Below are 16,993 nucleotides of genomic sequence, written 5' to 3'. Positions count from 1 at the left end.
GGTGAGTTGTTCGGGGGAAGCGGCCACGTTGTGGAACCGCGCCAGCATCACCAGACAGGCGAGGCCGGTGTCCAGCTCCGGGGTGGGCTGGGCGTTTGAGTCCTGCGAGTGCATCGTTGCGTCCCTTCGACAAGTTCCGCCTTGAGCAGCCAAGACAGAATCGGGGGGCATTTTCTTAGTGAAACCTATCGCCCGGAGTGAAACTCTTCACATCGAGCGACGCGATATCAAAATGCTTACAAGCAGGCCAGGAAAGCCTTACCTCCCCTCATCAATCCCCGATATAGACGCCTTATTGCCATAACCACTCCAAGTGGTCGGAAGCTTTGCCTTTCAGGTTTCCGGGCCGTTTAATGATTGAGCTGCTTGAAGTCGGAGCCCCTTAGTGTCCCCAACCCTCGAATTCAAACCCGCCTGGTGGCTGCCCGGCCCGCACTTGCAGACGCTCTGGTCGCCGTTCTGCCGCCAAGCGCCGAGTCTCGAGCGGACGCGGGAGCGGCTGTGGCTGGCGGATGGCGACTTCCTCGATCTGGATTGGCACGGCCCGCATTCGGCGGATGCGCCACTGGTGCTGGTGCTGCACGGTCTGACCGGCTGCTCCAGCTCGCTCTACGTGCTCGGTCTGCAACAGGCCCTGGCCGCCCAGGGCTGGGCCAGCGTGGCGCTGAACTGGCGCGGCTGTTCCGGCGAGCCGAACCTGTTGCCGCGTGCCTATCACTCCGGGGCCAGCGATGACCTCGCCGAGGTCATCGCCCACCTGCGTGCCCAGCGGCCGTTGGCTCCGCTCTTCGCGGTGGGCTATTCGCTGGGTGGCAACGTGCTGCTCAAGCACCTGGGTGAAAGCGGGGCGGACTGCGCCCTGCAGGGTGCGGTGGCGGTGTCGGTACCGTTCCGCCTGGATCAGTGCGCCGACCGCATCGGCACCGGCTTTTCGCGGGTGTACCAGGCGCACTTCATGCGCGCCATGGTCGCCTACGTGAAGGACAAGCAGCGCCTGTTCGCTCACCAGGGGCTGGCCGATCGGCTGTCGGTGCTGGAGAAACTCGGCCCGCTGGACGGCATGCGCACGTTCTGGGATTTCGACGGCCGCATCACCGCGCCGCTGCACGGCTATCTAGACGCCCAGGACTATTATCGACGCGCGTCGAGCCGCTACTTTCTCGGCGCCATCCAGGTGCCGACGCTGATCATCCAGGCCGCCGACGATCCCTTCGTGTTCCCCCACAGCCTGCCGGAGCCCGGCGAGCTGTCTGCCAGCACCACCTTCGAACTACAGGCCAAGGGTGGCCATGTCGGTTTCGTCGAAGGGCCGCCGCACCGGCCCGGCTATTACCTGGAACGGCGTATTCCCGCCTGGTTGCGGACGCGGGTTAACGACCGGCGCTGAACACGCCGGCCCAGTCGTTGGGGAAGCGGGTCTGCACCGGCAATTGGTCGACCCGCCAGCGCTCCGGCAGCGGCTCTTCCAGAGCCGCCGGCACCAGCAGGCCCAACTGGCTCGCCGCGAACGGCGAGCGCAGGTCGCTCGGCAGGCGCCCGGCGCGGTCGGCCTGTTGCAGAATCCGCGCCTTCAGCCATTTGCCGTCCGGCATGCGGACTTCCAGCGGCTGCCCCGGTTGCGCATAGCGACCATAGCGCGGCTCCAGGTAGATCCAGAGCACCGGCTCGCCCATGCCTTCCAGGCGCATCAGCAGAGTACCGGGGCCGACGTTCTCGCCTTCGCCGACCAACACCTCTGCGACCAGGCCGGGGGCACTGGCGTGCAATTCGAGGCCTTCCAGGCGGGATTCCAGCCACGCCTGCTCGGCATGCTGCTGGAGCAGGTCGCGCGCCTCCCCGTAAGGCCGCTGGCTCAATTCGCGCTGGCGACGGTCGAACGCCAGTAGATCGCTTTCCCGTGCGTCTCGCTCGCTTTCGGCGGCGATCAGCTCGGCCCGGGTCGCCGCGCCCTGCGCCAGCAAGGCTTGCACCTGGCCGACGCGCTGACGGGCGCGCTCGAGCTGGCGGCTCAGTACCTGCCGCTCATGGCCGTCGACCGATTGCGGAGCCGACGCCTCCAGCCCGGCCGGCAACGCCCTGAGCTGCGCCATGCGCGCACGCCACTCGGGATTGTCCAACTGGATCAGGCGCTGCCCCGCCTCCACCCGGTCACCGGTCCGAACATCGAGATGGGTCACCACGCCGGCGTCGCGGGCACGGATTTCCACCACGGGCATGCGCAGCTGGGCCGGGGCATCCACCAGCCAGAAACCGTACAGCACCTTGCCAACGAACCACAGCAGCGGGCTGGCGACGAGAAACAGGATCAGATACCAGCGCAACCGGAAGGCCACGCGTTTGCCCGGTGCATAAAGCACCTCCAGGCCTTGTTCCCGGGTGGGATTGTGTTCTTTGCGGCTGTCGAAACGAATCTTCATGGCTCGGTCACTTGGGGAAATCGGTCCAGGCCTGCCAATCCAGGCCGCTGACACCGACGGGCTGCAACTGGGTACGCCAGCGTTCGGCTTGCCGGCGCAATTCCGCCGCCGGCACACCGGCCCAGCTTTCCTCGGCCGGCAGCACGCGCTCGACGCTCTGCGCCAGGCGGAAGCGCACCGCCGGCCAGCGTCGGGCGATGTCTTCGGCCAGGGCGCCACTGCGCTCGGCATTGCGGGTGTAGATCATCAGGCTGACGCTGCGCACACCCAGGTCGGGCAGCGCGCAAGGTACGCAGGGCTGGCCGGCAGCAGGCTCGGCGAACCAGCGCGGGTGGCTCGACAGCTCCACAGGCCAGGGGCTGGCCTCGGCAGCGGCCTTCAGCGTGTCGAGCCAGTCCTGCAGGCGGCTGGTGGGCACCGGCCAGCCGAGCTGTTCCACTTCCAGGTCGAGATGCAGGCTGACGAACGGCAGGCTTCGCAGTTGTCCGATCAGCGCGGTCAGTCCGTCGCGCTGGCCGGCGTTCAGCCAGGCGGGATCGCCCAGCAGCAGGCTGACCCGCAGCCCCTCGCGCCCGGCCGCCGCCAGCAGTTCGCCCAGCGCGGCACGGGTGGCCGGCAGGGTATCCACCTGTGCCTTGTCGAGCCCGAGGTAGATCACGGTCATCCCGGCTCGCCGCAAGGCACGCAGCTCCCCGGCACGACGCTTCGGATCGAGCAGTGCGTGGCTGTCCCACAAATAGCTGGCCTGGCTCCACTCGGCATCCGTCGACACCGTGTTGTTCTGGACAGCGTCCAGGGCGACCCACGATTGGCGGCTGTCGCCGAGCAGCGCGGCGAAGGCGGCATCGTCGTCGCCGAAAATGCCCAGCTCCGCCTCGCGCAGCCAGGCGGCATGCCAAGCGGCGATCAGGGCGAAGCCACTGAGGTAGAACTCCCGCTCGGCCACCAGCTCCGGCAGCACGCTTTGCTCAAGGTCCCGCTCGCCACGGGCGCGCCGCTCGCGCCAGGCGGCCTGTGCCGCCTCGAACTGCTCGCGCCGCAGCGTCAGGGTCGACAGCGCCGATCGCTGGGCCCGCAAGGTACGGCCAAGCTCCCGCGCCAGGGTCCGCCGCTCGACATCCAGCTGGCGCAGGGCCGCCTGGTAACGCGCTTCGCCAAGACGCTGCCGGGCTCGGTCGTTGCCGAGTAGATCGAAGGGCGCGGAAAAGTTGAGGCTGGCCACCAGACCGGTACCAGGCGCACCGCCACCGCTGCGCTCCTCGATGCTCTGGGCGAGACTGAAACTGGAATCCACCCCGGCATACCACGGACTCTCGCGCCCCTGCTCGGCCTGCGCCAGACGATCCTGGCGCTCGGCCAGGCGGGGGTGGCGCTCGAGCAGGGCCAACCATCGCTCCTGCGCCTGCGGCCGGTCGGCCAGCGGCTCGGCGAGCGCTTCGGCATCGGTCTCCAGGGGAGCACCGGCATAGGCCGCCACGGCCGCGCGCACTTCATCGATCACCCGTGCCGTTTCCGCGCAGCGACGGGCCAGTTCCTGCCAGCGGCTGCGCTGCAACTGCGCTTCGGAGGCCAGCAACCAGCCACCCGCCTGACGCTGCTGGATACGCCGCTCGGCCGCCGCCAGCTCAGGTGCCAGGGCCGCGCACCAGCGCTGCTCTTGCTGGGCGCGCCACCAGTCGGCATAGGCGCCGCGCAGGGCCAGGCGTTGTTCGGCACGGCGCAGGGCCGTGCGCAGTTGCTGGCGCTGGATGTCGTGCTGGCTGGCCTGTACCGCATCGGCCTGACGCTTCAGGCTGCCCAGCAGCGGGTGGCGTACGCCCACTGCCAGGTCGAGCCCGTCGTACTCGTCACGCACGTTGTCGGTCACCAGCTCGCGATAATGCCCGGCGCTGGTACCGGCAAAAAGCTGCCAGCCCGCCTCGTCCTCGCGCAGCTCGCGCTCGGCGCGCAGGGCCTCGCTCTCGGCCTGGTCGGCGAGCCAGGCGGGATCATTCTCCAGCCCGTTCAACAGATCGGCCAGGGGTAGCGGCGCCGCCATTGCGGGCAGGCCGAACAGGCAGGAAATCAGGAGCAACAGACGCGACATCAGAACTTCGTAGCCTTCTTCAGTACCCACCAGGGCGCCATGCTGGTTTCCTCATGACCGCGGCGCAGCGCTTCGTTGAGCATCGCCACCGCGCTCCAGCAGCGCATCATCAGCATGAACAGCGGAAAGATCGGCACCAGCAGGGCCAAGCGCAGGTCCTGGCGCGGGCGTTCGGAAACCATCACCAGCATCGCCAGGTAGAACAGCAGGGTGATAGCCAGATAGAGCGTGTAGACCAGCACGAACAACAACTGCAGTGTCGAGCCCGGCAACAGGAACAACGCCGCCAGGCTGTAGCTGAGGATGATGAACGGCAACACCAACTGGAAGAAGAACCCACTGACGAGGGTCATCAGGAAATTCGGCCAGCCGAGCAGGCGCGGCGTGATGCTGTGGCTGTGCTTGCGGATATAAAGGAAGAACAGGTCGCCATCCCAGCGCAGACGTTGCAGGAGGAACTGGCGCAGGGTCGCCGGCGCGTCGGTGTGGCCGATGGCCTCCGGCTCGAACGGAATGCGCAGCGGCCGGCGTCCGAAGTAGCTTTTGATCCGCAGGGTAAGGTCGAGGTCTTCGGCGGTGTGGGTGTCCCAGCCGCCGATGCGTTCGAGGAAACTGCGGCGGAACGCGCCGAAGGCCCCGGACACGTTGTTCACCAGGTTCCACTCGCTGAGGCCGATCTTCGACATGTGGATCGACAGCAGGTACTCCAGCGCCTGCACCGCCGTGCTCAGCGACGCCCAGGCATTGCGCACGCGCAGGCTGCCGGCCACCGCCGGCACCTCGGGGTCGGCGAAATGGCGGACCATGGCGCTGACCATGTTGTTGTCGAACGAGGTGTCGCCATCCAACGCCATGACGATCTCGCCGGTGGCATGGGCCAGGCCGGCGTTCAGCGACGAGACCCGCCCGCCACGCTGCCACTTGGCGATCGGCCGCAACTGCCGGCGCGGATAGAGTTCGGCATTGAGACGAAAATCGCGCACCGCGCGCAATGTCGCCTGGTTGGCGGTGGCGCCATCGACCACCGGGATCATCTCGATATGGCCCGGATAGGTTTGCTCGCACAGGCTGAGCAGCGTCTTCTGCACATCCAGCCCTTCGCTGTAGCAGGTGATGATGCAGGATACCCGTGGCTGGTACAGGCTGTGCTGGGGCGTACGGCTGCGTCGGCGTGCGAACCAGCGCATCACCCCGAGCAATACCAGCACGTTGAGCGGCAGCTCGAACAGCAGGAAAAACGGGAACAGGCTCATGAACAACTGGCTCAGCCCATCCGATCCGGACAGGTCGACGAGCAATGCCTGGGCCTGTTCGAAGAAGCCGCTCATCAGGCCAACTCACCCGCCAGCCGCGCCAGCAACAGTTCGCCGTCTTCCTGTTCGAGCAGGTCCTGCGGGGCGCTGAAGCCCACCATGCGCAACTCGATGTCGCGGGCCTCCGAGGTCTTCAGCAACTCGGCCACGCGAGCCAGCCGCTGGCGCAGACTGGCGAGCCCTTCGGCACCGGTATTCGGCAGCAGCAGCCAGAGATGTTCCTCGCTGGTGCGGGTGAAGCGGTCGGTCTCGCGTACCGCCTCCTGCAAGCGCTCCACCAGACTGTCCACCAGCGCGTGGCCACTCAGTTCGCCAAGCTTGGCCAAGGCGCTGGCCAGGTTGACGAAGCGCAGCCCGAGCAGGGAAAACGCCGGCTCGCGATAGCGGCGGACGATCTGAATCTGCCAGCCGAGCATTTCCCGGAAGGTGCGCGCCCCCAGCAGATTGAGCCGGCCGAACTGCTCGCTGTGGCTCGTCTCGCTGACGAAACCCTGCCGGCAGCGCAGCCGCCCGGCTTCGGCCAGACGGAAATGCCGGACTTCGCGCACCCGCAGCTTCTCTGGTTCGTGCACCTGGCCACAGTCCAGGCAGCGGGCCTCCACGGCGGCATCGACGAAGAACGCCTGGCAACCGCGGCAACGGTAGTTTTCCAACGGCCGGTCGTAGTCGCTGCCGATATGGCGCAGCCGGCTCAGGCAGTTCGGGCAGAGCAGCAGGCCGTCCTTGAGGAAATGCTCCTGCGGCGCGACGTGGCCGCAGGTGAAGCAATGCAGCGATGGCTGCCGAGCGATGTCCAGGGAGTGGCACTCGGCACAGACGTCCACGTAGTTCAATCGGCCCGAGCCACAGCCGGTGCACAGGCGCAGGCGGTCCACCAGCTCGCCCTCTTCGAGCAGGCCCTGCTGGGTCATCAATTGCAGCCAGACGAACGCATTCACCGACTCGTCAATGGCCAGCGCCTCGAGCAGCGGATAGCGGTAGTGCTGCGGCACCTGGGGATCGCGCAGGGCATGGATGTCGCCCCGCGAACGCAACCACAGCCAGGCCAGCACGCGCGTCTCGAAACGCTCCGGCGCCGCCCCACGGTTGAACAGGGCGAAACGCTCCTTCCACAACCGCCACAACGGCGTCAGCGCACCCAGGTCGGCCGGCGGCGTGCCGTCGCCCAAGGCAGTGCACCAAGCATCCTGGTCGCGACAGCAGTAGATCAGGCTGAAGCGGTAGCTTTCGCTCAGACGCAGGCTACGGAGCGCCTGGCCGGCGAGCGGGCCGGGCAGCTCCAGCAGGAGGATGTCATAGCCCGGCGCGGCGAGCAGTTCGGAGAGATCGCCGAAGCGGTCGAGCGGCGCAAGAGACAGGCTCGACTCGGCCGTCCCCAGAATGGCGACGCGAGGAGAAGAAGAAGGCATGTTCGGAGGCGACCGGATAGTTGCGATACGTGGCGCGAATCACATCGGGCGCGACTCTAGCATGTAGTGGCACTATGGTCCGAGCGAATAATGGCTATCTGACACCATCTTTACATTTGGGATGGTATTCAGGACAAGAACCGGCAGGATCGCCTTATGACCAAACGGTTCCCAGCTTGGGAAGCTTCGTCTGGACGCAGCGGAGATAGCGCAGGCCAACCACGCTGCGGATCGTCAGAGCCGGCCCAACTGCCAGGGGCCCGGCTCGCGGGTGTCCTTACGGAAGACATAAAACAGGTTGGGCTCGCCGACCACGTAAATGTTGCCGTCGTCGTCCATGGTCACCCCTTCGGCCTGCTGGATGCCCTCGTCCAACCCGTTGAAGCCGCCAATCAGGCTGATGAAGCTGATCGGCTTGCCGTCGCCATCCAGCTCCAGCAGCAGGCGCGACTCGTCGGACAGCACCAGGATGTGGCCGGTACGCGGGTCCACTGTCACCGAGGACAGGTCGCGGACGAACAGATCGTCAGGAGACAGCGGCTCCAGCTTGCCGGGCGCGCCGTCCTCGCCGGGGAACGGCAGGCTGAACAGGCCCAGCGGGCTGCGCTCCTTGGCCAGCAGCAGGCGCTGATGCCGCGCATCCCAGCCAATTCCCTCGAACCCCTTGTTGCCGGCCTCGGCGAAGCCCAGGTCGAAGGTTTCCAGCCGTTCCAGGTCGATGCTCCGGTCGGTCTCCGACAGCCAGAACGCCGCGAGCTGGCGCTTGCGCTCATCGATGATCGCCAGCCGCCCATCGCCCAACGCCTCGACGCCCTCGGGATTGCTGAACCCCCGCAGTTCTATCCGCCGCAGGACTTCGCCCTCCAGCGACAATTCGACCAACAGGGGATGCTTGCCGGTCACTGTGAAGAGCGTTCGTGTCGCGGGGTTAAAAGTCAGGCCGGACGTCTCGTCGTTTTCCAGCCCCGCCAGTGGCTTACCCTGCAAGGCGGCGTAATAGCCCGGCAGCCAGATATTCGCCGACCGCTCGCCCTTGGACAGGTGACGTTCCTTGTACCAGTAATAGAGGCGGTCATCCCAGTGGAAGTAATTCACCAGAATGGCACCGACGATCAGCGCCCCGGCCAGCAACAGCCAACGGGAGCGGAATGAGGGCAGGGCAAGGGAACGGTACATCGAGACGACCTGACTGAGCGATGGCCATCAGACTAGGCCTCGACGGTTAAGTTTCTACAGGGGGATGACACAACTATCAGGCGGCATGCGATGGAATGTCGTCATACCGACCCACCCGCCTCGCCTGCTCCAGATCGTAGGCGTTCTGCAAAGCAAGCCAGTAACCCTCACTGGTGCCGAAGAAACGTGACAGTCGGAGATCGGTGTCAGCCGTGATGGAACGTTCGCCCCGTACGATTTCCCCGATCCGGCTGGGCCCTACGCCAATTGCCTTGGCCACGGCATTCTTGGTGAGCCCCAACGCCTCGATGAAATCGGTCATCAATATTTCGCCAGGATGAACGTTTTCCAGCCATTCGCCGGTCGTTACGTCGGCCAAGTCTTCATGGTGCGCCATACGTAATCTCCTCAGTGGTAGTCCACGATTTCGACGTCATACGCATCGCCGTTGATCCATTGAAAACAAATGCGCCATTGGTCGTTGATACAAATACTGTGCTGCCCTTCGCGATCACCTCGCAAGGCTTCCAGCCGATTCCCCGGAGGAATTCGCAAATCATCCAATACCTTGGCCGCGCCTAGTTGACGCAGTTTCCGTAAAGCAACCTGTTGCATATCCCGGGGAAGCTTGCGAGCAACCAACCCATCCGCCACGGCTTTCGTCTGCCTATCCTTGAAGGTCTTGATCATTAAAGGGCCCGCATCGATCCGCACCAGAATGTAACGCGGCGCGTTATATATCGCAACACGTTAAACCGCCCCCCCGCGGCAAGCTCGCGCCAAGCTTGCCATCCCGCCAACAGAGCCCCTATAGTCCCGCCCCGTCACGGCATATTCCGTGGCCGGGTTTGGCGACCCGATTAAGTTGGCGCACAGCGCCCTCATACCGTTGCCGACGCTTTATTGCTCGCGGCATTGTGCTATGGCGGCTGTGCGTGGGAGACCTTCGGGTCTGCCGGGTTCCTAGAGTCCCGGCTCGCCAACCTGCGCACAGCTGCCACCCATCGTTTGGCGACGATTCGTGGCAGCTCCTCAACTCTAGGAGCACCACCGATGAAACATTTCTATACCTGCGACAAGTCCGTCTCCCCTGTTTCCGCGCCGGCTGGCCATGTCATTGGGGAGATGAGCCATGACTAAGACACTCCCTGCCACCTTTCGCCCCTGTAACGATGCGAGCCAGCCGTTGTTTGCCGTGCAGCCGGGTATTCCGCTGCAGGATGCATTGGAGTGCGTCTGTTGCCTGCTGGAGAGCGCCGAGGCGTTGGCCGTCCTCACGACAGGCGGCGAGAGTCCCGAACAGCTCGGGTACGCCTGTTCGTCTCTGATCGAGATGGCCAAGGCAACGCTGCATGCGTGCATCGAGGGCATGCACAAGAAGAACGTCTGATGAACACATCCGGCCAGCTCCCTGGGAGCCGGCCGGATATGCGGGGGCGGGCGGCTTTGCCTCAGAGCACCCGGCTTTCGAAGCGCGACAGGCCGACCAGTTCCAGCACCAGGCTGTCCCCGGAATTCAGCGGGCCGACGCCCACCGGCGTGCCGGTCAGCACGACGTCGCCCGGTTGCAGGCTGAAATGGCCACAGATGTGCTGGATCAGCGGCAGGATCGGGTTGAGCATGTCGCGGCTGTTGCCGTCCTGGCGGACGTCGCCGTTGATGGTCAGGCGGATGCCGATGTCGGTGGTGTCTTCCACCGCGTCGCCCGGCACGAAGGGCGCCAGCACGCAGGCGCCGTCGAAGGACTTGGCGATTTCCCAGGGATAGCCCTTTTCCTTCAGGCGTGCCTGGACGTCGCGCAGGGTCAGGTCCAGCGCCGGGGCGAAGCCGGAGATGGCGTCGAGGATTTCTTCGCGGCTCGGCTGGCGCGACAGCGGCTTGCCAATCAGCACGGCAATCTCCGCCTCGTAGTGCACGGCGCCACGGTCTGCCGGGATGGCGAAGCCGCCTTCCAGCGGTACCGCGCAGCTACCCGGCTTGATGAACAGCAGCGGCTCGCTCGGCACCGGGTTGTTCAGTTCCTTGGCGTGTTCGGCGTAGTTGCGGCCGACGCAGACGACCTTGCCCAGGGGGAAATGAATGGGGGTACCGTCGATGTACTGGTGCTGGTAGCTCATAGGATTGCTCCGCAGCTGCATGCCTCAAGCTCAAGCTGCAAGTGAACGCGTCATGCCTTTTCTTGCGGCTTGTAGCTTGGAGCTTGCGGCTTTAGTTAAAGATCTTACCGGGGTTCATGATGCCGTTCGGGTCGAACGCCGCCTTCACCGCCTTCATGTAGGCGATCTCGGCCGGCGAACGGCTGTACTCCAGGTAGTCGCGCTTGGTCATGCCGACGCCATGCTCGGCACTGATCGAGCCGTTGTACTTCTGCACGGTCTCGAACACCCACTTGTTCACCGTGGCGCACTTGGCGAAGAACTCTTCCTTGCTCAGGCTTTCCGGCTTGAGGATGTTCAGGTGCAGGTTGCCGTCGCCGATGTGGCCGTACCAGAGCACCTCGAAGTCCGGGTAGTTCTGGCTGACGATGGCGTCGATGTCGGCCAGGAACGCCGGAACGCGGGATACGGTGACGGAGATATCGTTCTTGTACGGCGTCCAGTGGGAGATGGTCTCGGAGATGTACTCGCGCAGCTTCCACAGGTTCTTCAGTTGCTGGTCGCTCTGGCTCATCACGCCATCGACCACCCAACCCTGCTCGACACAATGCTCGAAGGTGGCCAGGGCCTGCTCGGCGCGCTCCTCGGTGGTGGCTTCGAATTCCAGCAGGGCATAGAACGGCGCGCAGGTTTCGAACGGCGCCGGCACGTCGCCACGGCCGAGAATCTTGTCCAGGCACTTGTCGGAGAAGAACTCGAAGGCGGTCAGGTCCATTTTGTCCTGGAAGGCGTGCAGGACCGGCATGATGGAGTCGAAGTCCGGCGTGCCGAGGACCATCGCGGTGAGGTTGGTAGGCTGGCGCTCCAGGCGCATGGTGGCCTCGACGACGAAACCCAGGGTGCCCTCGGCACCGATGAAAAGCTGGCGCAGGTCATAGCCAGTGGCGTTCTTGATCAGGTCCTTGTTCAGCTCCAGCAGGTCTCCCTTGCCGGTGACCACTTTGAGACCGGCCACCCAGTTGCGGGTCATGCCGTAGCGAATCACCTTGATCCCGCCGGCATTGGTGCCGATGTTGCCGCCAATCTGGCTGGAGCCGGCGGAAGCGAAGTCCACCGGATAATAGAGGCCCTTGTCTTCGGCGAACTGCTGCAACTGGGCCGTGATCACGCCCGGCTGGCAGACCACGGTGCGGTCCGTGGCGTTGAAGTCGAGGATGCGGTTCATGTAGTCGAAGGCCACCACCACTTCGCCATTGGCGGCGACGGCGGCGGCGGACAGGCCGGTACGGCCACCGGAGGGTACCAGGGCGACCTTCTTCTCATTGGCCCAGCGCACGATCGCCTGGACTTCCTCGATGGTCTTCGGGAAAGCGATCGCCAGCGGAGCGGGGGCGAAATGCTTGGTCCAATCCTTGCCGTAAGCGCTCAGGGAATCGGCGTCAGTCAGGACTTTGCCTGGCTCGACCAGGGTTTTCAGCTCTTCGATCAAAGCGGTATCGGTCATCTGCGGAACTCTCGGATCATTCATGGTCGCCCTGAGAACGATTCAGGTCGCAACCGAGCAAGGAAAAGGGAGAACATGCTAGCATACGCCCCCCGTGGATCGCGCCCCTCAGCCGATTTCGGGTACCGGCATCCGCCGGTTCGCCAGCGCCACCGCTGGCCGTTTCCCTGAACATTTCACCGGGATCACAGGTACGCAGATGAGCAAGACCTCTCTCGACAAGAGCAAGATCAAGTTCCTTCTCCTGGAAGGCGTCCATCAAACCGCCGTGGACACCATCAAGGCAGCCGGTTACAGCAACATCGAGTATTTCACCGGTTCGCTGCCGGAAGACCAGCTCAAGGAGAAGATCGCCGATGCTCACTTCATCGGCATTCGCTCGCGCACCCACCTGACCGAGGAAATCTTCGACCACGCGAAGAAACTGGTCGCCGTCGGCTGTTTTTGCATCGGCACCAACCAGGTCAACCTGGAAGCCGCCCGCGAACGCGGCATCGCGGTATTCAACGCACCCTATTCGAATACCCGCTCGGTGGCCGAGCTGGTACTGGCCGAAGCCATCCTGCTGCTGCGCGGCATCCCGGAGAAGAACGCGTCCTGCCACCGCGGCGGCTGGATCAAGAGCGCGGCCAACTCTTTCGAAATCCGCGGCAAGAAGCTCGGCATCGTCGGCTACGGCTCCATCGGCACCCAGCTCTCCGTGCTGGCCGAGGGCCTGGGCATGCAGGTGTACTTCTACGACGTGGTGACCAAGCTGCCGCTGGGTAACGCCCAGCAGATCGGCTCGCTGCACGAGCTGCTCGGCATGGCCGACATTGTCACCCTGCATGTGCCGGAAACGCCCGCCACCAAGTGGATGATCGGCGAGAAGGAAATCCGCGCCATGAAGAAGGGCGGCATCCTGATCAACGCTGCCCGCGGCACCGTGGTGGACCTGGACGCCCTGGCTGCCGCAATCAAGGACAAGCATCTGATCGGTGCCGCCATCGACGTGTTCCCGGTGGAGCCGCGCTCCAACGACGAGGAATTCGTCAGCCCGCTACGTGGCCTGGACAACGTGATCCTGACCCCGCACATCGGCGGCTCGACGGCCGAAGCACAGGCCAACATCGGTCTGGAAGTGGCGGAAAAGCTGGTCAAGTACAGCGACAACGGTACTTCGGTCTCCTCCGTCAACTTCCCGGAAGTGGCCCTGCCGTCGCACCCGGGCAAGCATCGCCTGCTGCACATCCACGAGAACGTGCCGGGTGTGATGAGCGAGATCAACAAGGTCTTCTCGGACAACGGCATCAACATCTCCGGCCAGTACCTGCAGACCAACGAGAAGGTCGGCTACGTAGTCATCGACATCGATGCCGAGTACTCGGACCTGGCGCTGGAGAAGCTGCAGCAGGTGCGCGGCACCATCCGCAGCCGCGTGCTGTTCTGAGTTGCAAATCGCAGTACAAAGAAGGGAGGCCTCGGCCTCCCTTTTTCTTTCAGGCCGATTTCACGTCACAGCCACCCGCGCTTCGGGCACGGCGACCGTGACGCCCTGGCGCATCGGCGCGTTCGGGTTCTCCAGGGCGTACAGGTAACAGTCGGCCATGCTGTGGTTGTCTTCGATGCTGGCGTAACTGGCGGTGAAGGTGACCGCCAGGCCGATGTGCTGGTAGAGCCAGCCCCCGGTCACGCCGGGCGGCACCTCGGGCACCACATCGCTGTCGTTGACGACACGGTAGGTCGGCACGTTGAGCCCGTTATAGCTGTCGGCGAAGCTCGGCGCGGCCAGGCGCGGGCTGGCGAAGTTGTAGTGCTGCAACGGCAGGTCCGGGTAGCGCTCGCGCAGGTCGAGCACTGCCAGGCTCGATAACGCGCAGCCCAGGCTGTGCCCGCATGACCACAGTTGGCCGCCCGGCTGCAGGCTGTCCACCGCTTGCAAGGCCAGGTCGCGCAGGGAGCGGTAAAGCTTGAGGAAACCGGCATGCACCGAGCCAAGGCCGGGTTGCCAGGGGTAGGTCTGCTGGTCCGCATCCAGGTCGTCCAGCCAGTCCTGCACCGACTCGGTTCCACGGAACACCAGGTAGACCTCGCCCTGCGGGTCGCGGGCGGCGAAACCGAACGGCTCGGATTCGTTGAGGAAGTGCAGCTCGCTGAGAATGCTCCAGATCGGCGCCGAGAAGCGCCAGCCGCCCATATCCGGCGTCTGCCAGGTGAAGTCCTGGGGCCGGCGCGGCTTGCCCTGCGTCTGCCACTGTGTGTACTGGTCGTAGGCGGACTCCACCAGGTTGGCACATAACAGCGCCTGTGACAGGGAGAAGTCTTGGGGGAAGTAGAGGGGAAGACTGGACATCAGGGCCTCCTTGCCTATGTGGACTGTGCTTCCCACTCTAGTCGATCGCAATGAATCCTGCTCGCTCAGGACGAAACCGCCGACAACAGGTTCGCTCGACGGTCTAGCGGCGGTATTCCCCGGCTGCTTCGGGCTGGTATTCGACATCCAGCAGGGTCAGCCGCAGCGGCTTGCCGGAGGGCGTCGGCCAGTCGATGTGCTGGCCCACGGACAGGCCGAGCAACGCGCAGCCCACCGGAGCGAGAATGGAGACGGTGCCTTCGGCGCCGGCTTCCTGCGGATAGACCAGGGTCAGGTGGTATTCCTTGCCACTGTTGTCGTCGCGGCAGTGAACGCGCGAATTCATCGTCACCACGCCCGGCGGCACCTCGTCGTGCCCGACCACCTGGGCCCGCGCCAGCTCCTGCTCCAACGCCTGGGCAGCGGGGCCGTATTCCTCCAGGCCATCGAGCAGCTTTTCCAGGCGTTGCAGATCGAGGCGGGTAATGGTGATCGACGGTGTACTGGTCATGACGAACGCGTTTCTCCTGAGTTGTACCGGACGAAGCTTTCCCGCCGGGACGGGCCGGAAAGCGAAAACACATGAAGTTGGATATCGGGTCGCGGGATCGCGGCGACGTGACGGATCGGAAAAGGCGCGGCCCGTTCGAGTGGGTCAACGCGCAGACCGAGGCTCTTGCGCACCCGGGACACCGATCGTGACGGGCGCAGGCCCTTGAGCGGACCCTAACACAGCAGTGCAAATAAGCAAGACCACCCGGTCAGTGGGGGAAAAGTGCCCAGCGGGCATGGGCCTGGGCGCAGATTTCCCGGCGCCGCGCGTTATCGGCCCGGCCCCACTCGAGGATTTCCTCCAGCGTGCGACCGCACCCGAGGCAGACATCCCGGGTATCGAGACAACAGACCCGCCGGCACGGCGAAGCGATCGTCTCCTCCCCGGTTTCGACGGTCGCCTCAGAGGTCTTCGAACTCGAGTTCTTCACCGATCTGCTCCCGGGTCACCCGCTCCATCAGCTCACCTAGCGGCTCCTCGCTGGTATCGCAGATCCAGCGACCGCTGTCCGGATCGTAATCGAAATGGAAGCCGCCGGAACGCGCCGCCACCCATAGCTGGCGCAGGGCCGGCTGGCGGCTGAGGATGACCTGACTGCCGTTCTCGAAACGGACGGTGAGCACGCCCGCCGAGTTTTCCAGATCGACATCCAGGTCGCTGCTATCGAACACATCCTCCACCGCCTCTTGGGCGGCATCGACCAGATCGTGGAAGCGGGCTTCGCTAAGGCTCATGGGCAGGGTCCTCGGAAATGAGTGAAAGATGCCGACGGTACTCGCCGGGGCTCTGTCCGGTCCAGCGGCGGAACGCACGCGCCAGCGAACCCGGCTCGCTGAAACCGACGAGAAAGGCGATGTCGGCCAGCTCCAGCGCCGGGTCGCGCAGATAATGCAGCACCAGTTGCTGGCGCGTCTCGTCCACCAGTTGGCTGAAGGATAACCCGGCCTCGCGCAGACGCCGCTGCAGGGTGCGGGCGCTGAGCGTCAGGGCCTGGGCCAACCGCTCCAGGTCGGCGCCTTGTTCCGGTAGCTGGCGGGCCAGTTCCAGGCGGGCACGATCCAGCACATGCGATCCCTGGCGCAGCTCGCCGAGCAGACGGTCGGCATAGGCGTCGAGCATCCGTCGTACCTGGGCGTCCGCCTGGCCGAGCGGCGTGGCGAGCAGACGCTTGGGGAACACCAGGGCGTTATCGACCTGATCGAACAGAACCGGGCAGCGGAAAATCCGCTGGTGCTCGCCGATATCGGGCGGGGCCGGATGCTGGAAGCGGACCTCGGTGGGCGGGATGTCCAGGCCACTGACCCAGCGGCCGAAGGTAACCCAGCCGGCCAGGGTCTCCTCGCTGATCTGCCGGCGCTGCTGCGGCAGCAGCGGCTCCCAACTGTGCGCCACCTGGGGCTCCAGCCCGGCCCGCGGCGGCTCGTCGGCCAACCCGACACGACCGAGATTGCCCACCAGCGAGGCATAACGCGCCTGCCGGTGCAACGCATCGGCCAGGGTCGCGCAGCTCATCACCAGATAACCGAGCACGCCGTAGTAGCCGGGGCGCACCGCCTCGCCCAGATGCAGACCAAGGTCCGGGTCGCCGGTCAGCTCGACGGCCTGGCCGAGAAGCTCCAGGTAGGCACTGGCGGCGATACGCTGGTCGCGCTGGACGAGAATCGTCGCCGGCAACTGGGCGCGGGCAAGGAAAGCCGCCGGCTCGACGCCCCGGCGTTGCAGAAAATCCACCAACCCCTGCAGATAAGCCACCGACACCGAACTGGCCAGCGGTTCGGCAATCTCCATCGAGCCTCCCGTTCTCACGATCCCGCCATCCAGTACACCCCCACCGCGCCAACCGGGCAACCCGGACCGCCCCACGCTCAGCTGGAAGCCGCGCCGGACGGGAGCCCGGCGCATAGGCAAGGCGCCGGGGGGCCGGTATACTCCGGCCCAATTCACGCTTTTACAAGGATTTCGCCATGAAGCGCCTGCTGCTTCCCTTCCTCGCGCTCGTCATCCTCGGCGCCGGCCTCGCCGGCTGCGGCCAGAAAGGCCCGCTCTACCACCCGGACGATGAAAAAGCCGCCAAAGAACACAGCAAAGACCGTTACGAATTCTAAGG

At 65.0% G+C, this 16,993-nt stretch carries 18 protein-coding genes; 4 read left to right on the top strand and 14 right to left on the bottom strand.

The features are described 5' to 3' along the window. The first annotated feature begins 385 nt into the window (after positions 1-385). Positions 386-1,387, top strand: coding sequence for a hydrolase (locus BZL41_RS14415; RefSeq protein WP_095599927.1), 1,002 nt, complete (start codon positions 386-388; stop codon positions 1,385-1,387). Here BZL41_RS14415 and BZL41_RS14410 read toward each other — a convergent pair. From BZL41_RS14410 to BZL41_RS14380, 7 genes are all read right to left on the bottom strand, one after another. After that, positions 1,371-2,417 (bottom strand): HlyD family secretion protein, encoded by a 1,047-nt coding sequence (locus tag BZL41_RS14410; RefSeq protein ID WP_095599926.1) that lies wholly within the window; start codon positions 2,415-2,417, stop codon positions 1,371-1,373. The two genes, BZL41_RS14415 and BZL41_RS14410, sit on opposite strands and share 17 nt — an antisense overlap. A gap of 7 nt (positions 2,418-2,424) precedes the next feature. After that, on the bottom strand, positions 2,425-4,503 hold the full coding sequence (locus BZL41_RS14405; protein ID WP_095599925.1) for a TolC family protein: 2,079 nt from the start codon (positions 4,501-4,503) through the stop codon (positions 2,425-2,427). Continuing rightward, positions 4,503-5,831, bottom strand: coding sequence for a glycosyltransferase (locus BZL41_RS14400; RefSeq protein WP_095599924.1), 1,329 nt, complete (start codon positions 5,829-5,831; stop codon positions 4,503-4,505). Before BZL41_RS14400 ends, BZL41_RS14405 begins: the two co-directional genes overlap by 1 nt. After that, entirely contained in the window at positions 5,831-7,225 is a 1,395-nt protein-coding gene (locus BZL41_RS14395) for a diguanylate cyclase domain-containing protein (RefSeq protein WP_095599923.1), read from the bottom strand. The genes BZL41_RS14400 and BZL41_RS14395 overlap by 1 nt, the downstream gene beginning before the upstream one ends. Positions 7,226-7,459: 234 nt before the next feature. Beyond that, complete coding sequence (locus BZL41_RS14390) at positions 7,460-8,401, bottom strand: SdiA-regulated domain-containing protein (protein ID WP_095599922.1); 942 nt, start codon at positions 8,399-8,401, stop codon at positions 7,460-7,462. Positions 8,402-8,477: 76 nt separating this feature from the next. Beyond that, complete coding sequence (locus BZL41_RS14385; protein WP_095599921.1) at positions 8,478-8,798, bottom strand: HigA family addiction module antitoxin; 321 nt, start codon at positions 8,796-8,798, stop codon at positions 8,478-8,480. Between the two features lie 11 nt (positions 8,799-8,809). After that, the gene (locus tag BZL41_RS14380; protein WP_095599920.1) at positions 8,810-9,091 is read right to left on the bottom strand and encodes a type II toxin-antitoxin system RelE/ParE family toxin; all 282 of its coding nucleotides are present in this window, start codon (positions 9,089-9,091) and stop codon (positions 8,810-8,812) included. Between the two features lie 442 nt (positions 9,092-9,533). Here BZL41_RS14380 and BZL41_RS14370 point away from each other — a divergent pair, with 442 nt between their 5' ends. Further along, complete coding sequence (locus tag BZL41_RS14370) at positions 9,534-9,791, top strand: DUF3077 domain-containing protein (protein WP_095599918.1); 258 nt, start codon at positions 9,534-9,536, stop codon at positions 9,789-9,791. A 61-nt stretch (positions 9,792-9,852) separates the two neighbouring features. Here the strand turns inward: BZL41_RS14370 and BZL41_RS14365 are convergent, their stop codons facing one another. Both BZL41_RS14365 and BZL41_RS14360 read right to left on the bottom strand, forming a co-directional pair. Continuing rightward, positions 9,853-10,518, bottom strand: coding sequence for a fumarylacetoacetate hydrolase family protein (locus BZL41_RS14365; protein ID WP_095599917.1), 666 nt, complete (start codon positions 10,516-10,518; stop codon positions 9,853-9,855). A gap of 91 nt (positions 10,519-10,609) precedes the next feature. Next, on the bottom strand, positions 10,610-12,001 hold the full coding sequence (locus BZL41_RS14360; RefSeq protein ID WP_095599916.1) for an FAD-binding oxidoreductase: 1,392 nt from the start codon (positions 11,999-12,001) through the stop codon (positions 10,610-10,612). A 199-nt stretch (positions 12,002-12,200) separates the two neighbouring features. Here BZL41_RS14360 and serA point away from each other — a divergent pair, with 199 nt between their 5' ends. Further along, positions 12,201-13,430, top strand: a complete 1,230-nt coding sequence (gene serA, locus BZL41_RS14355) for a phosphoglycerate dehydrogenase (RefSeq protein WP_095599933.1) — start codon at positions 12,201-12,203, stop codon at positions 13,428-13,430. Positions 13,431-13,490: 60 nt separating this feature from the next. Here serA and BZL41_RS14350 read toward each other — a convergent pair whose 3' ends face one another. The 5 genes from BZL41_RS14350 to BZL41_RS14330 form a co-directional block, all read right to left on the bottom strand. Continuing rightward, positions 13,491-14,333 (bottom strand): lipase family protein, encoded by an 843-nt coding sequence (locus BZL41_RS14350; RefSeq protein ID WP_095599915.1) that lies wholly within the window; start codon positions 14,331-14,333, stop codon positions 13,491-13,493. 103 nt (positions 14,334-14,436) lie between these two features. Beyond that, positions 14,437-14,844: a nucleoside diphosphate kinase regulator gene (gene rnk, locus BZL41_RS14345; protein ID WP_084333315.1), complete on the bottom strand. Its 408-nt coding sequence runs from the start codon at positions 14,842-14,844 to the stop codon at positions 14,437-14,439. Between the two features lie 250 nt (positions 14,845-15,094). After that, the gene (locus BZL41_RS14340; RefSeq protein ID WP_095599932.1) at positions 15,095-15,259 is read right to left on the bottom strand and encodes a DUF1289 domain-containing protein; all 165 of its coding nucleotides are present in this window, start codon (positions 15,257-15,259) and stop codon (positions 15,095-15,097) included. Positions 15,260-15,287: 28 nt separating this feature from the next. After that, positions 15,288-15,620 (bottom strand): iron donor protein CyaY, encoded by a 333-nt coding sequence (gene cyaY, locus BZL41_RS14335; protein ID WP_095599914.1) that lies wholly within the window; start codon positions 15,618-15,620, stop codon positions 15,288-15,290. After that, positions 15,610-16,674, bottom strand: a complete 1,065-nt coding sequence (locus tag BZL41_RS14330; RefSeq protein WP_095599913.1) for an AraC family transcriptional regulator — start codon at positions 16,672-16,674, stop codon at positions 15,610-15,612. Before BZL41_RS14330 ends, cyaY begins: the two co-directional genes overlap by 11 nt. Before the next feature lie 176 nt (positions 16,675-16,850). Between BZL41_RS14330 and BZL41_RS14325 the strand changes: the two genes are divergently transcribed. Then, complete coding sequence (locus BZL41_RS14325; RefSeq protein ID WP_095599912.1) at positions 16,851-16,991, top strand: lipoprotein; 141 nt, start codon at positions 16,851-16,853, stop codon at positions 16,989-16,991. The last annotated feature ends 2 nt before the right edge of the window (positions 16,992-16,993 follow it).

It is taken from the genome of Pseudomonas sp. PIC25, from assembly GCF_002286785.1.
Taxonomy (GTDB): Bacteria; Pseudomonadota; Gammaproteobacteria; order Pseudomonadales; family Pseudomonadaceae; genus Pseudomonas_M.
This window is presented reverse-complemented; position numbering and strand designations above follow the sequence as displayed.

Bases quoted from the DNA above. Each gene is read 5' to 3' on its own strand.
- BZL41_RS14395 (WP_095599923.1), bottom strand. From the start codon at position 7,225: ATGCCTTCTTCTTCTCCTCGCGTCGCCATTCTGGGGACGGCCGAGTCG.
- rnk (WP_084333315.1), bottom strand. From the start codon at position 14,844: ATGACCAGTACACCGTCGATCACCATTACCCGCCTCGATCTGCAACGC.
- BZL41_RS14325 (WP_095599912.1), top strand. From the start codon at position 16,851: ATGAAGCGCCTGCTGCTTCCCTTCCTCGCGCTCGTCATCCTCGGCGCC.
- BZL41_RS14330 (WP_095599913.1), bottom strand. From the start codon at position 16,674: ATGGAGATTGCCGAACCGCTGGCCAGTTCGGTGTCGGTGGCTTATCTG.
- BZL41_RS14365 (WP_095599917.1), bottom strand. From the start codon at position 10,518: ATGAGCTACCAGCACCAGTACATCGACGGTACCCCCATTCATTTCCCC.
- BZL41_RS14410 (WP_095599926.1), bottom strand. From the start codon at position 2,417: ATGAAGATTCGTTTCGACAGCCGCAAAGAACACAATCCCACCCGGGAA.
- BZL41_RS14385 (WP_095599921.1), bottom strand. From the start codon at position 8,798: ATGGCGCACCATGAAGACTTGGCCGACGTAACGACCGGCGAATGGCTG.
- BZL41_RS14390 (WP_095599922.1), bottom strand. From the start codon at position 8,401: ATGTACCGTTCCCTTGCCCTGCCCTCATTCCGCTCCCGTTGGCTGTTG.
- BZL41_RS14405 (WP_095599925.1), bottom strand. From the start codon at position 4,503: ATGTCGCGTCTGTTGCTCCTGATTTCCTGCCTGTTCGGCCTGCCCGCA.
- BZL41_RS14350 (WP_095599915.1), bottom strand. From the start codon at position 14,333: ATGTCCAGTCTTCCCCTCTACTTCCCCCAAGACTTCTCCCTGTCACAG.
- BZL41_RS14360 (WP_095599916.1), bottom strand. From the start codon at position 12,001: ATGACCGATACCGCTTTGATCGAAGAGCTGAAAACCCTGGTCGAGCCA.
- BZL41_RS14400 (WP_095599924.1), bottom strand. From the start codon at position 5,831: ATGAGCGGCTTCTTCGAACAGGCCCAGGCATTGCTCGTCGACCTGTCC.
- BZL41_RS14370 (WP_095599918.1), top strand. From the start codon at position 9,534: ATGACTAAGACACTCCCTGCCACCTTTCGCCCCTGTAACGATGCGAGC.
- serA (WP_095599933.1), top strand. From the start codon at position 12,201: ATGAGCAAGACCTCTCTCGACAAGAGCAAGATCAAGTTCCTTCTCCTG.
- cyaY (WP_095599914.1), bottom strand. From the start codon at position 15,620: ATGAGCCTTAGCGAAGCCCGCTTCCACGATCTGGTCGATGCCGCCCAA.
- BZL41_RS14380 (WP_095599920.1), bottom strand. From the start codon at position 9,091: ATGATCAAGACCTTCAAGGATAGGCAGACGAAAGCCGTGGCGGATGGG.